This window comes from Methylophilus sp. TWE2, assembly GCF_001183865.1.
Lineage (GTDB): Bacteria > Pseudomonadota > Gammaproteobacteria > Burkholderiales > Methylophilaceae > Methylophilus.
On the sequence record NZ_CP012020.1, the window covers coordinates 2,592,395 to 2,607,396 of the forward strand.

The window sequence follows — 15,002 nt, forward strand, 5'->3', positions numbered from 1 at the left end:
GGCAAAATGGATAATTCGCCTGGCTATTAATAAGCGTGTTTTAGAACTTGTAATTGGCAGAAAGCACGGCGTTTTGTCGCTCGCCATAACCGCAGTCCTGATTCAACCCTCGACACCAAGAAACATATTCTTTGTCTGCGATATTTCTCACAGTCGCACGAATGTCCCAAGGGCCATAACTAAATCCAACCATTGCGTCAAATAGCGTCACTGAGGGCACTTCGGGCAGGTTCGACGTTCCACCTACGACATCCCCAATATATCTTGTCCCAATGCCTGCTCGCCAGTGATCATTAAATCGATATTGCGCCCATGCCGAACCAAATTTTTCAGCAATTGAACTTAAACGGAATTTTGTCGCGTCATTAATAGCGCTCATATGCGTATAGTTTGCTAGCAAATCAAGCTTGCCAAAACGTTGGCGTGCATCGATCTCCCATCCTTGAGTAACAGCTCCTGTTTGCTCAACCCCACCAGGTGTGCTTCCCTGAACAACGCGATTGGTTTGCTCTATATCGAACCAAGCAAAATTCACTGAAGTATCCCCAGTACTAGACAAGTATTTGATACCTGCCTCTCGTTGCTCACCTTCAGTCGCTTTGAGTACGCCCCCTGCTCCATCTGTTCCCAAATTAGGAACAAATGCTTCGGAGTAATTAATGTAAGGTGAAATACCGTTTTGAAAACGGTACATCAGACCCAGGCGTCCAGTCGTTGCTGAATTTCTTGAGTCGACATCGGGCTGAGCGTTATTGAATCGCAACAAAGTATTCGTGGCATGGTCGCGTCTGATGGCCCCTGAGACTATCCATGCCCCCCACTCAATGTGGTCTGAGAGGTAAAAACCTGTTTGAACGATTTTGTTGTTATCGCGCTCAGCGCCTACCAATTTTGAGTAATCAACATTGCCATACACTGGATTATATAAATTGATACCAAAAGCAGAGGTGGTAGAGGCATAATTGCTTTCTGTCCATAGTGCATCTTGATAATCCATGCCAAGCGAGACCAAATGTTTCGTTTCACCCAGTTTAAAATCACCCTGTAAGCGAGTATCAGCAGCAAACACATGGGTGCTACGATCTGCAGTATGAATTGTTCTATCTATATTTCCAGCATCATCTGGTATTGCACCAACACGTGCCCAGTGCTCGCGAGTTTCACTACTTGAGTTGGTTTTTCTGACATTCGCAATCAGTTTAATTTGGCTCGTCAACGCCTGATCTACAAACAGTGAAAGCTCATCTCTTTTCATGTCATAGCGATCCCAACCAGGCTCGCCTACGAAAGTACTACTCGATATCCTGCCAAGTGGCGCTGATTGTATAGTCCCTTTAGAAGGCAGAAACTGGGAAGAAACAACAGTATCTACCTCATGATGAAGGTATTGCAGAGTAATGCTGGTTTTGTCGCTTGGTTGCCAAGTAATGGATGGCATAAACAAGACGGCATCATCATTAACATGGTCCACCTGCGTACCACTGTCACGCTTTAATGCAACAAAACGATATAGCCATTCGCCATCTTCAGTAATGGGTCCGGTAAAATCAACGCCAATTTGCTTGCGGTCGTACATGCCGTATTGCATGTTAACTTCGCGAGAGGCTTCTTTTTTCGGGCGTTTGGTCACTGCATTCACGATCCCGCCCAAATCAGATTGACCAAACAAAGAGGATGATGGTCCCTTAAGAACCTCTATGCTCTCAAGCGTATAGATATCCATACGTGTGTTGTTGTAAGAGCCATACAAAGTACGAATACCATCTAGAAAAATAGAGGGTGTAAAACCACGCACTGAAACCCAGTCACCTCTAGTATCAAAACCAAAACGGCCTGAATATGCACCTGAGGTATAAGTCAAAGCATCCTGAATATTGAGGGCACCCATTTCACGCGCTTGATCAACATCCACCACCGTGACAGATTGCGGCATATCTTGAACCGAGACCGGGCTTTTACCCACAGCAGTCGCACGGTCTTGCGTAATAAATTTGTCTTTTTTACTATTTTTCTTGGCGCTAACAGAAACCTCCGGCAAGGTATCAGTTTCCGTTTTAGCGGATTGTTCCGCGCCAATCGACACGGATGGGAAAGCCAGCATTAATGCCAGCGGTATCGCAGGAATACGAAACGAGCACATACAAAAACTCCAGTAAATAGCTGTTGCTGGCTACAGGAGTCATGGCTCGTTGGCTTGCAATTTAATCAATCAATAATGATAACAATTCTCATTATTTAAATCAACAAACTATCGTGTTAATTTATTGCCAACAACTGATGTCATAAATAAAACCCCTGCCGTAGAACAGGGGTTTGTCGGGAGAGATATCAAACAGTCACAGCAATTAAAGCCGTGAGAATAATTGCATCAATATTTCCATGTAAGTGTAGCCACGCCATTAAATGGCGCTGCGTAGTAGGCTTGTCCAAAAGCAGAGTATCTAAAGCTCGACAAGTATTTTTCATCTGTCACGTTATATAAATTGAGAGCAGCATCCCAGTGGTTGTCAATCTTATAATTAGCCATCAGGTTTAAAACGGCGTAACTGTCCTGCTCATAGCGCACGGTGCCAATATCGACATAAATCTCGCTCTGCCAATTAACGCTTGCCCCGACTTTTAGATTCTGGGCAAATGGCACTTTGTAGACAGCCGTTAAATGTGCCATGTGTCTAGGCGTAAATGTGTTTGCACTAGTTCCGCCTTGTCCTTCAATGCTCATTAAGCGCGTATAACCTGCATTCAAGCTTAAATGATCATTCACAGCACCAGACACATCAAACTCGTAGCCCTTGCTCGTCGCTTCAATCCCCTCATAAATTGTGCGTTGAGCAGTTTGGCCAATGGCCAAAGCCTGATTTTCCTGCTCGGTTTTAAACAGTGCAAATGAGCTATTCAAAGCTTTATTAAGCCACTCACTTTTAACACCCAACTCATAATTTTTACCTTTTAATGGCGCAAGCACCGAACCACTAGCACCTGTTTCAACCTGTGGCCTGTAAATACCTGTGTAACTGGCATATAGCGAATGTTCTTTACTCAAGTCGTAGATCGCACCTATATACGGCGTAAATTTGTTATCTTCATTGGCCTTTTGAGCAACACCATATGCATCCCCATCCAATTTGTAGCTTAACAAACTGCCGCCCACCGTCACTTTTAAACCATCCGCCGGATTTAATTTGGCGGCGGTGTAAATATTGGTAGTTCTGGTTGAATAATCAGAACTCTTACTTTCGGCACCGAACGCAGGATAAGGGACATCCCCTGCCGCATCAAAGCTGGTGAGAGGCACACCCGCCACACTTCGAGAGAATTCCTTCATACTGGTTCGGCTCATCGTGACACCGGCGACCATCTCATGCTTGCGGCCTGCCAACTCAAATGGCCCATTGGCATAAATATCCGCCACATAATCCTGCGTCTTGAATGTATAAAAGAAAGGATTAGTACTTAGGCCTAAGCCAGTGATCCGGTTTTCACTGCCAGAAACATAATCATGAGGTCCGGCAGAAGTCACTGCTTTTTGTGTGAGCTGGCCTTTAATCTTCCACTCATTATTAAAATAATGTGTTACCTCAGCAAAGCTGATATTCGTGTCTACATTACGCTCACTCCAACTCGGCGCGGTCGAATCAGACACGTTGTAAGAGCGTTTGCTGCCGTCGGAATATAGCAAGTTCAACCCGCCAAACATATTACCGTTAGCGTCGTTTCTTTGATAAGTATGACCAATCGCGACACTGGTGTTATCGGTAAGGTCTGCTTCTAAAATGCCGTATACAACATCTCTTTTACTACTGTAACGATCAAGGTAAGAGTTTTTCTCTTGATGCGCTGCGACTAGGCGGGCACGCACACTACCGTCGTCATTCAGCGATCCAGAAATATCTGCATCCAGTCGCCGGTTATCCCAAGAACCAAGGGAGGCGTTGGCTTTTGCCTGAAAGTCTCTGGTTGTACGCTTACGAATAAAATTGATGGTTGCAGATGGATTGCCAGGGCCTGTTAATAGTCCATTGGCTCCTCGTAGGACCTCTATACGGTCATACAGCGCAATATCCAGATCTCCGTAGTTTGTCCCACTAAAGCTAATCGGCGTGCTCAGTCCATCTATCTGAAAGTTAGTGATGTTAAAGCCACGTGAAGTATACTCAGTCCGGTCTGTCTCAAACTGCTCGACTTTAATACCCGTTGCGTAAGACAGTGCATCATTGACGGTCAAGACCCGAAAATCATCCAACTGCTCACGTGTAATGACGGAGATAGATTGAGGTGTTTCGCGGATACTTGTATTTAAACGCGTCGCGGTTGAGGTAGAGTTAACCGTGTAAGACTTCGTTTTTTCTGAAGGCTGATTCTTTTCTATTTTGGAGGTGACTTTCACCTCAGGTAAAGACTCTACCTCTTCTTTTCGCCCTGAATCCTCTGCATATCCCAAATAAGGCATAGCAAGCATCAGAGCCGCTACCAAGCTACGTCGACGAAATGAATATGTTTGCTGTGAACTGCGCACGAGACTCCCCTGTGAATGAACTGCTGGCTACAGGAGTAATAACTCGTTGGCTTGCCAAGATTTAAAATGATAACAATTATCATTTAAAAATTCAAGCTAATGATACACAAAAGAAAAATTACTTGTTTAATAATCAAAGCACTACGTTGGCTACCATTCGTTTCTTCAAGCTAGGCGCAACAATCATTTCGCCTTCTTCAGTCATGGCACTCGTTAGCCTTACCCCATATAGCGCTTCCAGCAGCGGAAGCGTGACATGTGATGTTTGATAATCCCCCACCATGGCGCCGTGCTTGATGAATATCTGGCGATCAAAGCTTTGCAAGGCCTGGTTAATGTCATGCAGGATAGCCAGAATGGCATGCCCCCGTTTGGAGGCAAAGGTATTGATCGCATCCATCAACTCAAACTGCAATCCAGGATCAAGCGCGGTCAGAGGTTCGTCTACTAGTAGCAGACCCTGCTCTACATCCCACAGTTGCGCAAACACTCTTGCCATGTGTACACGCGCTTTTTCACCACCAGATAAGGTATCAAACCGACGCCCCAATAAATGCTCAGCGCAGGCGTGTTCGGCTGCCTGTTGCACGATGCTGTTTAAATACGGGTCATAGTTGCGCGCCACGCGGCCAAGGCCGATGACAAGCTCAACTGGCAGTCCAAACGCAACCTCATGGGACTGCGGCAAGATGGCACGGCGGCGGCTTAAGTCAGCCAGCGACCAATCAGCCAGAAGACGTTGATCAAAATGTGCTTGCCCAGCGGCAGGGGCCAACTCACGGGCCAGCAGTTTGAGCAAGGTAGATTTACCGGCCCCACTCGGCCCAAGAATTGCCACTTGCTCACCAGGACGAATGGAAAGCGTGAACGGGCCAAACTCGCGTTTGCCCAGTAATACTGTGACACGGTCAAGTGCCAGCAGTCCGGAAGTGGCATGCAAGGCAGTCATGATTAAACGCCTTTACGCATTCTGGCCAGCAATACCAGGAAAAATGGCGCACCTAGCAAGGCAGTAAAAATACCCACCGGGATTTCGGCAGGAATCGCCACCGTCCTGGCAGCAGTATCTGCCAGTAGCAGTAAAATAGCTCCCACCAGCATGGCCAGGGGTGCCAATCGGCGTTGGTCGGGCCCAACCAGCAGGCGCACGATATGCGGCGCCACCAGGCCAATAAACCCGATCATGCCGCACCACGCAACCGCGAAACCGCACAATACTGCGACCAGCATAATCACACGCATCCGCAGTGCACGAACATTCACGCCCACATGTGCAGCCGCCGCTTCACCGAGGGCAAGGGCATTCATGGCATGTGTGAGCTGTCGTAGTGCCCACACTGCCAGCACGAGTGTGATCAGCAACACACAAGCCACTGCCCAATTGGCACCAGCCAGTGAACCCAGTGTCCAGAACGACAAAGTCCGCAATTGCTCGTCTGTGGCCAGATAGGTACATAAGCCGATCACGGCTGCCGCAAGTGCATTGAGTGCGATACCCGTCAGCAACAGGCCAGCGATAGAGTCAGCCGTGAGCCAGCGCGCGACGCTATCAAGAATAAAACAGACAGCAACCGCACCAGCAAAAGCGGTCGCTGGCAACAGCCAGTAGCGTAAAGCGGTCGGGATTTCTATGCCACTACTGGCAAGCAGCACGATGGTGAGGGCTGCCGCACAGGCGGCACCACTGGTCACGCCGAGCAGGCCCGGATCGGCCAGCGGATTGCGAAACAAGCCCTGCGCCAGCGCGCCTGAAAGTGCCAATGCTGCGCCTATCAGCACCGCAAACAAGATACGCGGCAGACGCAAATGCCACAAGACATACGCCCCGCCCGATAGCGGCTCATCACTGTTTTGCAGCACGGCCAACCAATCATGCCAGGTGACGGGCACGGCTCCCATGGTGGCAGCAGCCCATACGCCTGATATCAGTATCAGTGAAAGTAGCCATGCAGGCTTGCTGGCAAACCACTGTGGCAATCCCCAGTCGGTTATGGTTCTACGTGATAACTGCGAGATAAATGACGTCATATCTACCTACCTGCCACGAAACGGTGGCCGGGTTACTAGCCTTGCATGGCCTTGGTGAGTAACTGGTCCAGCGCTGACAAGGCTTGCGGCAAGCGTGGGCCAAACCCCAGCATGAACATGGCTTCTAATGCCACCATACGGCGTTTTTGCCCGGCTGGCGTCTGCGCCAGGCCAGGTAATTTCAATGCACCATCGACCCCGCCGACCACACCCATGCCCTGCTCGGTGAACAGTACAATGTCTGGCTGCGCAGCAATCACGGCTTCTGGTGTTAATGGTTTAAAGCCGTCAAAGCCGTCCACGGCATTGCGCGCGCCTGCATAGGCAATCATGGCGTCGGCGCTAGTTTTTCTACCGCCCACCATGATCTGCGCCGGACTATGCGACAAAATAAACAACACTCGTGGTGCAGATGTTTTGCGTGCGAGAATTGGCGCAAGTGCACGCTGCCAGTCTTGCCTTAACTGCGACTCCAACTGACTGGCCTGAGCGCTTCGTTCTATCAGCCTCCCTACATGCTGAATGCGCTCTATCACCCCTTCAAACTTGTCGTTGGCAGACAATATAGACACGGGCACACCTGCCGTACCCACCTGACGCAGGACTGCCGGGGGGCCTGCGTCCTCTGTGGCAAGCACCAGCGTTGGGCTCAAAGCCAGAATGCCTTCGCTGGAAAGCGCCCTGGCATAGCCTACACTGGGCAACTTTGTCGCTGCTTCCGGATAGAGCGATGTGGTATCTACCCCCACCAGTTCTTTTTCAGCGCCTAGGGCATAAATAATTTCCGTGAGCCCGCCACCGACGCTGACAATGCGGCGCGTCATTTTCTTGCTGGATTCTGCGCCCAAAGCCAACTGCGGCAAACAAGCTATTGCAAACGCCGCACCAATCTGGTTTAAAAAATGACGGCGCGACTGGGGCATGCCCTCATTTTGCTCGTTAAATAAATCAAACATACAGACTCTAAACCTTTGGTAAGCGCTCGATCAAATCGGCCCAGGCCCTGGCTTCAGGTTTGCCAGGGACAATGGCTGATGCAAACAGAGTAATCAGTACGCCATCCTGATTAAGTAAGGCGAGGGAAGAAAACAGGCCATGCATCCCTGACTGGATCACCATCCAGGCAGAAGCGATGTGATCTTCGCGTAAATGGAGATTGAAGCCGGGATCAAGCACATTTAGCCACGGCCCCATAACGACCACTTTATCGATGGGTCCGCTATGTGCCTGCGTTACCCCGGCATTTCCTGTCAAAATCAAGAGGGAGAACGCTTCAGCTGCAGCTTTTTCAAGTACGACTCTGGCCATATTCACTGGCACTTGTAGTGCCGCTTCTGGAGCAAGCTGTTGTAAGTATGACAAACAACCACCCTGGCACTGTGCAAGCAAAACATATAAGTCGCGTGCATCATTCACCATCTCCCACGCCAGCAGGAAAGATGCGAAATCTTGAATAGCTGCTGTTGCAGCAGAAAATTGAACGGTGATTCCAGGCAACTGATTCGTATCAGAGAACGCTTCACCCAATGCCAAATAAGCCGTCACATCACTCTGCGGGCGCAAAAACAGCTTATGTACTGCAATGCCTGCAGCGTCATAAAACTGCAGGCTGCGCTGCACACCTTTTTCGCCAGACTCTTCTACAGCAAAGCCGTGCTGCCAATGTGCAAACCGACATTGCAAATCGATCTGCTCACCACGCACATAGATAACCTTAGACTGTTCAGTGACTGCGGAATAAACGCCATCCTTTTCATGCACGCATGCGGCATTCCGCGTCAGCGCCATGATTTGCCCGAGGGAAGCACATGCCCCTAGCAACGCATGCCAGTCTGGCCGCAAACACGTCACCCGCATCAATCCATCAGCAGGGGCGCCTACGTGTGCCGCAATCAACTCGCCTTCTGAGATATTTAACTTCTCGGCGATCTCCCGGTGACGGGCGCGACCAGCCTGGCGCTCTAACTGGAACTGCTGCCTGATCTCGGCTAAAACAGGATTCTTCAGCGGCAGATTCATGTTTATGCCAGCTGATCCAGTGTCTGCTGGATCGCTTTATCAGGTGCCGTGTGCCCTTGGTCATTCCTATGTGTCACCTGCATCAGGTCTTGCCCATTCAAATGGTAGGCCTTGGCAAAGCCAGACACATAACTGCCTTGCGCAGGAACCAGCTCGATCAGGTGAAAGTCAGTCAGTTTGCTGATTACATCCATAAACTTGCCAAACTTTTCAAAGAACAACGCCATGATGGTTTCAAACTGGGCGCTTTCCCGGTTTACTTCTTGGGCTGCACACTGGAACACCAAGCGCTTTCTGGCAAAGAGATGGGCAGCGTCCTTTTCCGCTTCGATAAACATCAGGGAGCAACGTCCTGTATCACGCAGATTGGCACAGTGCGTGGCCAGCTCGCTGACGTAAATATAGAATTTATTATCCTGCTCCACATAAGCAGCATAACTGGCCTCAGGCAATCCTTGCGCATTGGTTGTAGCCAATTGCAGCGACTGAAACTGGCTTTTGAATGCCATGGCTTCCGCCCCAATAGATTGCAACTTCTCCTCATTCATATCATTGTTCTCCAGGTTAAACACCTCATCCATGTAAGATGAAGTTATTTTGTTCATTGATATTCTATATGATAATCGTTTTCATTTACAAAATAGTGTTTTAACGCGTTCTTAATATTATTTTTCGCGTATCAATCAGGCATTGGTGTTACAGAAAACAACATCAGGCCTGGATGCCCGCTCGAAACGGGCAGGAAAACTGGCCTGGTGATACCTCCAGATTTAAGCATACTAAAAATCAGCGGCAGTGCAGGATAAAAGCGCGGGACAAGTATTCGCTTTTATCCTGCTTGCACTCTGTTGAGCGGTGAGGCTTAGATGAGTTTGAGGGTACCCTTCATCACTGAAGCATGTCCGGGGAAGGAGCAGAAGAAGACGTAGTTGCCTGAGGCATCTAACTGCGAGGGATTAAAAGAAGTGCTTGCGCTCTCGCCACCACCAATGACATTGGTGGCAGCCACCACGCGGACGTCCTGAGGCTTGATAAATGACTTGCTGACGCCTGCCTTGATGCCATCCTGCAATACGCCCTGCTCATCTGCCTGTTTGCTCACAACCAGGTTATGGCCCATGATGTTTTTGCTCATGGTGCCGGTATGTTTCAGGTTGATGGTGAAAGACTTGCAGCTTTTAGGGACTGCAATTTCTTTGGTATTGAATGTCATTGCATCGGTGGCTTCCACAGTCACATCGCAACTGGCAGCGGCTTGCGCCTGCTGTTGCAGCAAACATGCCGCTCCCATAGTCACCAGTAATTGCGCGCATTGCTTCATTGTAAATCGCATGATGTTCTCCATTGCATCCATATTAAAAAAATTGGCTGGCTACTGGAGAGACGCTCGTTGGCTGGCTGCGGGTTAAAAATTACCTTGTCGCGTTTTGCTTGCGGTAAGTTTTTTCGAGGGCGGGCCTGTATTTGCGTTGCCTGACAGGCTTGAGCCAATAATGATAGGCGGCAATCAATATCGGCAGTGCCACTGCCGTATCCGAGACTAACTCGCGCATATCGTCATACAGCAACGCTGCAATCAGTCCGGTACAGGAAAGTATGGCGATGACCACAGGCCATAAAAAAATTTGTTGTAGTGTTTTTGCTTGCATAAACAGGTGCGTCACCATGATTGTGTTCGCCCGTTGAAATTGATCAATACGCCTCGCTCAGCAAGATGCGCGTATTCACATCAGGCACATATTGATGACGCTTGCGCCACCATAACTTGAGGCCTGTCCATAGCACGATGATGCTCAAAATATCCAGCACCGCCCATATCCACTTAAGCGTCATGCCGCCATAGTCACCAAAGTGTAATGGCTGTGACACCAGCAAGGCCACCAGGTACCACGGCAGCGGGCGGCTGTCGGTCAGTGTTGCATTTTGCGCATCGACCAGCACCGGCTTGAACAGGCGTTTAGTGAGTGGCGTATCGCCACGCATGAAAATACCGTAGTGATGCTGGCTGGTGTAAGGCGTGCCAGGAAAGGCAATGAAGCCAAGCTGCATCTCGGGTTCGGTTTTCTGAGCCACATCCAGCGACTGCTGCAACGAAGCGAAACGCGTCGGTGGCGGCAGATTTTTGTAAGGCGCAATCATTTGCGACATCTGGTCAAATTGCCAGTACTTGACCAACAGATCTGACCAGGCATTAATGACACCAGTGGCGCCGACGACGAAAAACCAGCTCAACGTCACAATGCCCAACAAATTATGAATATCCAGGCGTTTGAGCTTTTCACCTCGTGCGTGCCGAACTTCGCCGAAAGGCAGCTTGCGCATGAAGGGCGCATAAAGCACCACGCCTGAAATGATGGCGATGACTAGCAAGAATCCCATCAAGCCCAGGAACAGCATGCCAGGCAACCCGGCAAACAGATCCACATGCAGCTTAAACATCACATACATAAAGCCTTGTTCACTTGGTGGCACGCCTAGGACTTGCGCAGTGCGCGCATCCACCACCACATGTTTGAAACCGCTATCAGCCATCGTGGTTTTCGCCAATCTGACAACCCACTGTAGCGGCTCATCCTCCTCGCGATACATATACAACGGCACCATGCCCGGCTGCCTGGCTTTGGCAGCTGCCAGCACAGCGTCCATACTGGCCATCGGCCCCTGGTGGGCGATCTCAGGTGTCGCGATATGATTGTCCAGCCAGTCCCCAATTTCGTGATGGAAAATCAGTGGCAAACCCGTGAGGCACAGCAACAGCATGAATACCGTGCACACCAGGCTGGACCATTTATGTACCCAGGCCCAGCGACGGATAGAGGAATGAGACAGCATGAATAAAACCTGTGGCGATTGCTTGATGACTTACGGTTGCGGCTGGCTCACGAAGCCAACTTTTTTCATGCCAGCGGTTTGCGCTTTAGCCAGCACCTCTGCCAGTACCTGGTAACGCGTATTTTTGTCAGCACGGATTTGCAATTCTGGCTGCTGTTGCTTGGCAGCTTCGTCTGACATACGTGTGGCCAGATCAGCCACCTGGATTTCGCTGTCATTCCAGAAAATCTTGCCCTCGGCATCCACGGCCAGGTCAATCACTTCCGGTTTTTCCTCCAGTGGTTGCGAGGTGGCTTGCGGCAAATCAATCTTGACCGCATGCGTCAGCAGTGGAGCCGTGATGATAAAAATCACCAGCAACACCAGCATGACGTCCACCAGCGGTGTGGTGTTGATTTCACTCATGGGTTGCGTGTGCTCAGCCGCACTGAATGGATTCTGGCCTATCATACATTGCCACCTTTGCCGGCCACTTTGGCGTGCAATTCTGTCACGTTAGCGGGTTTGTTACCGGCCTTGATCACCAGTGGCGCACCGGTGGTCAGCAGGGTATGCAGATCCTGTGCAAAACTCTCAAGTTCCGCCATGATGCCGCGGTTGGCCTTGATAAACGCGTTATAAGCCAGCACGGCAGGAATCGCCACAGCCAGACCAATGGCAGTCATGATCAGGGCTTCGCCCACTGGGCCAGCGACCTTATCAATGGTTGCCACACCAGACTGACCAATGGCTGTCAGCGCATGGTAAATGCCCCATACCGTACCGAACAAACCCACGAAAGGCGCCACACTGCCTACGGAGGCCAGCACAGACAAACCGCTTTCGAGCGCAGCCTGCTCTTGTGACAGCGTACGACGCAACTGGCGCGCGATAAACTCATCCTGGCTGCAGGCCGCCGCCAGTGACTGGCTGGCATATTGCTGGTGATGCTGGGTAGACTCCACCGCAGTCAACGCCAAGCGGAATGCCGGTGATTGCAATTGTGCTTCCTGTAGCGCTTCTTGCAAGGTGGCCTTACGCCAGAATTGGCGTACATAAGCAGACACATCACGCTTGCGCTTGAACACCTGCCAGGACTTCACAAGAATAAAGTACCAGCTCAGTACCGACATCGTCAGTAAGATCAGTGCCACTAACACCGACACCACACCACCTTCGGTGATAAAAGCCAAACCACTTGTTGATTGCATTAAAAATTCCCTTTCACTGAAAACTTGCTCAATATTCCAAACTTGCCTAATTCTGCGTCAGCGAGAATGACAACGGTACATTCACGTAGGCACTCAACGCTTTTCCGCCCTTGCGCGCAGGCTCAAAACGCCATTGCTTGACCGCATTGACGGCTGCCTTGTCCAGGCGCTCAAAACCACTGCTACTAATCACGTCTACCGTTTCTGGCCGTCCTTCGGCAGAAACCAGCACCTTCATAAGTACCCTGCCCTCTTCACCGGCACGCTGTGACAAACGTGGGTACTCTGGCGGCGGATTATTCAGGTAAGCAACCCCAAATTTGGGGGGCTCGACTTTCTCTTCCACTACCTCCTGCTTGGGAGGTGCTGCTGGCGGCGCTGGTTTGCTAGGCGCACTAGCGACAGGCGCTTCCAACGGTGGCGCGGATGGCTGCGTACTGGCTTCAAATTTTGGTTGCTCTGGCGTGGTTTCGACAATACGCTCCACCACCGGCGCAGGCCGCTCTACAGGCTTAGGCGTTTCTTTAGGCTTGATCACCGGTTTAACCACTGGCTGTTGCTTGATAATCGGCACCACTTCCGGTGCAGGCGCTTCTTCTTTCTTGGCAGGCAGTGTAATCAGCGAAACTGTCATCGGCTCAGGCTTGGGCTCAACGATAACGGGTTCTTCATGCATCAACAACCAGGCAATGACCGCAGCATGCAATGCCACCACAGCCAGCATACCCAGCCCATGCCAGCCCTGACGGCTATCGCGGGACAACCAGTCCTCGGTGGCCAACACCGACCAGCGAAAAATCCCGGCCAACTCTCCGAGCTGGCGACGGTGCAAACTCAACTCAGGGACACGAGAGGCAAGCGCACGCTGAGGCTTTAACGACAACCCCTGCAAAGACTCACGTTGCAGCATTAGCTCACTCCCCTGATAAAATCACAAAAGGCAACGCCAGGGTTGCCATCATTACACACACATTTCACGCAAAAACCTCTATTGATTTTGCTGAGCCAGTCCTGGCGTTACCAACGCCTGGCACTTGGTCAACAGTAATTTGTTTTGCTTGGTGCGCGTCAACTGATAAGTCTCGCCACCATGCACAATCGCCAGCACGCCTGCGTCACCCAACAACTCTTGAGCGTCTATCGTAGGCATCCACTGTGACGAAACGCCGGTCGCATTTTGCACCTCATCCAGTGATGATTGCAAGCGGTTAGTCATTTGAATCCATTCTAAAAAAAGGCCGACTTACTTGCGCGAGCAATGCGGCATCAGATTTCAAGGAACACCCTTACCAGGGATGATTTGGCGCATGAACAATCACGCCTATTTGAGCAATGACATGTTGGGGTTAGGAGCATTGCTCAAATGCTTTACCAGCCAAACCCGATGCAGAGTCTGGCCAGCTAAAATTAAACACGGTTGGAGTAATATTCAACCACCTGCTGCACATCAATCGGGAACGGCACATCTTCAATAGAAGGCAAATGCCCAATTTTTGCGCTTGCAGAGGCTGCCTCCACCGACAACCACTCTGGAATCGTCAGGCTAGGCGTTGCCATCGCATCCATCACCATCGGGATCTTGCGGCTTTTCTCTTTTACACTGACCACATCGCCCACCTGCAAACGAATAGACGCAATGTTGGCTGACTTACCATTGAGCAATACGTGGCCATGGTTCACCAACTGGCGCGCAGCAATCCCTGTAGGGGCAAAACCGGCACGAAACACCACGTTATCCAGGCGCCGCTCCAGCAATGACATCAATTTTTCGCCGGTAGGCTCCGTGCCTTTACGTGCCTCCAGGATTAAACGGCGCATTTGCTTTTCACTCACGCCATAGTTAAAGCGAATCTTTTGCTTTTGCACCAGTTTGACAGCAAAGTCTGAACGGCGGCGGCGAGACGCCTGCTGACCGTGCTGACCTGGCGGGTTAGGACGGTTTTCAATGGATTTGCGGGACAAGCCGGGCAACTCTACGCCCAATGCGCGCATAATCTTGAGCCTGGGTCCTGTGGTACGTGCCATGAATCTATTACCTTTCGTTGTTAATCTTTAAATTGCTCTATTGATACATCTCAGCGGCTACTGCAACGTGGAAGGTTGCGCCACAAAATCAGTCACCGCCTGCTGCATGGCAAATTCCTGATGCGCCTGCAACAATGCCTGCCACTCTTGCAACAGTTGCTTGGCAGCAGACTTGATCAACCCACTCTCCGCATACTCTGGTGCAGTGAGTGTCTGCGCCAGGCTACAACCCAACAAAGCCAAGTCTTCAGAAGGATTTGCGGCGTAACGCGTGGCCACGCAACTCAGCGAAACCAGCACGGCACTGGCAGTGGGTAAGTCCGGATCAAAAAAATCACTGGCTTGTGCGGCGTAATCAATCTGCATTGCGGGATGACTTTCGTTCAATCGTT

Annotated in this window: 16 protein-coding genes; all 16 read right to left on the reverse strand. The window is 50.4% G+C overall.

Annotated features, from left to right (window positions below; genetic code table 11):
• Positions 1 to 40: 40 nt before the first annotated feature.
• The 16 genes from ACJ67_RS12190 to ACJ67_RS12265 all read right to left on the reverse strand — a co-directional run bounded on the left by ACJ67_RS12190 (position 41) and on the right by ACJ67_RS12265 (position 14,976).
• On the reverse strand, positions 41 to 2,140 hold the full coding sequence (locus tag ACJ67_RS12190; protein ID WP_053092899.1) for a TonB-dependent siderophore receptor: 2,100 nt from the start codon (positions 2,138 to 2,140) through the stop codon (positions 41 to 43).
• Between the two features lie 228 nt (positions 2,141 to 2,368).
• Complete coding sequence (locus tag ACJ67_RS12195; protein ID WP_082164041.1) at positions 2,369 to 4,459, reverse strand: TonB-dependent siderophore receptor; 2,091 nt, start codon at positions 4,457 to 4,459, stop codon at positions 2,369 to 2,371.
• A 190-nt stretch (positions 4,460 to 4,649) separates the two neighbouring features.
• Positions 4,650 to 5,465 (reverse strand): ABC transporter ATP-binding protein, encoded by an 816-nt coding sequence (locus ACJ67_RS12200; protein ID WP_049639303.1) that lies wholly within the window; start codon positions 5,463 to 5,465, stop codon positions 4,650 to 4,652.
• 2 nt (positions 5,466 to 5,467) lie between these two features.
• Positions 5,468 to 6,544, reverse strand: coding sequence for an iron ABC transporter permease (locus ACJ67_RS12205; protein ID WP_049639304.1), 1,077 nt, complete (start codon positions 6,542 to 6,544; stop codon positions 5,468 to 5,470).
• 35 nt (positions 6,545 to 6,579) lie between these two features.
• Positions 6,580 to 7,500 carry a hemin ABC transporter substrate-binding protein gene (locus tag ACJ67_RS12210; protein ID WP_049639305.1) on the reverse strand — a complete coding sequence of 307 codons (921 nt, stop codon included), beginning with the start codon at positions 7,498 to 7,500 and terminating at the stop codon, positions 6,580 to 6,582.
• 7 nt (positions 7,501 to 7,507) lie between these two features.
• Positions 7,508 to 8,563, reverse strand: coding sequence for a hemin-degrading factor (locus ACJ67_RS12215; protein WP_049639306.1), 1,056 nt, complete (start codon positions 8,561 to 8,563; stop codon positions 7,508 to 7,510).
• Positions 8,564 to 8,565: 2 nt separating this feature from the next.
• Positions 8,566 to 9,168 carry a HugZ family protein gene (locus ACJ67_RS12220; protein WP_231587176.1) on the reverse strand — a complete coding sequence of 201 codons (603 nt, stop codon included), beginning with the start codon at positions 9,166 to 9,168 and terminating at the stop codon, positions 8,566 to 8,568.
• A gap of 257 nt (positions 9,169 to 9,425) precedes the next feature.
• Entirely contained in the window at positions 9,426 to 9,896 is a 471-nt protein-coding gene (azu, locus tag ACJ67_RS12225) for an azurin (protein WP_231587177.1), read from the reverse strand.
• A gap of 79 nt (positions 9,897 to 9,975) precedes the next feature.
• The gene (locus ACJ67_RS12230) at positions 9,976 to 10,230 is read right to left on the reverse strand and encodes a hypothetical protein (RefSeq protein WP_049639307.1); all 255 of its coding nucleotides are present in this window, start codon (positions 10,228 to 10,230) and stop codon (positions 9,976 to 9,978) included.
• A gap of 25 nt (positions 10,231 to 10,255) precedes the next feature.
• On the reverse strand, positions 10,256 to 11,395 hold the full coding sequence (locus tag ACJ67_RS12235; protein ID WP_049639308.1) for a PepSY domain-containing protein: 1,140 nt from the start codon (positions 11,393 to 11,395) through the stop codon (positions 10,256 to 10,258).
• Positions 11,396 to 11,425: 30 nt separating this feature from the next.
• Complete coding sequence (locus ACJ67_RS12240) at positions 11,426 to 11,845, reverse strand: biopolymer transporter ExbD (protein ID WP_049639309.1); 420 nt, start codon at positions 11,843 to 11,845, stop codon at positions 11,426 to 11,428.
• The gene (locus ACJ67_RS12245) at positions 11,842 to 12,585 is read right to left on the reverse strand and encodes a MotA/TolQ/ExbB proton channel family protein (protein ID WP_049639310.1); all 744 of its coding nucleotides are present in this window, start codon (positions 12,583 to 12,585) and stop codon (positions 11,842 to 11,844) included. Before ACJ67_RS12245 ends, ACJ67_RS12240 begins: the two co-directional genes overlap by 4 nt.
• Before the next feature lie 46 nt (positions 12,586 to 12,631).
• Positions 12,632 to 13,495: an energy transducer TonB gene (locus ACJ67_RS12250; protein ID WP_049639311.1), complete on the reverse strand. Its 864-nt coding sequence runs from the start codon at positions 13,493 to 13,495 to the stop codon at positions 12,632 to 12,634.
• Between the two features lie 78 nt (positions 13,496 to 13,573).
• A complete protein-coding gene (gene hemP, locus ACJ67_RS12255) occupies positions 13,574 to 13,801 on the reverse strand; it encodes a hemin uptake protein HemP (RefSeq protein ID WP_049639312.1) in 228 nt (75 codons plus the stop codon).
• 191 nt (positions 13,802 to 13,992) lie between these two features.
• Positions 13,993 to 14,610, reverse strand: a complete 618-nt coding sequence (gene rpsD / locus ACJ67_RS12260) for a 30S ribosomal protein S4 (RefSeq protein ID WP_049639313.1) — start codon at positions 14,608 to 14,610, stop codon at positions 13,993 to 13,995.
• Between the two features lie 57 nt (positions 14,611 to 14,667).
• Positions 14,668 to 14,976, reverse strand: coding sequence for a hypothetical protein (locus ACJ67_RS12265; RefSeq protein ID WP_049639314.1), 309 nt, complete (start codon positions 14,974 to 14,976; stop codon positions 14,668 to 14,670).
• Between the last annotated feature and the right edge of the window lie 26 nt (positions 14,977 to 15,002).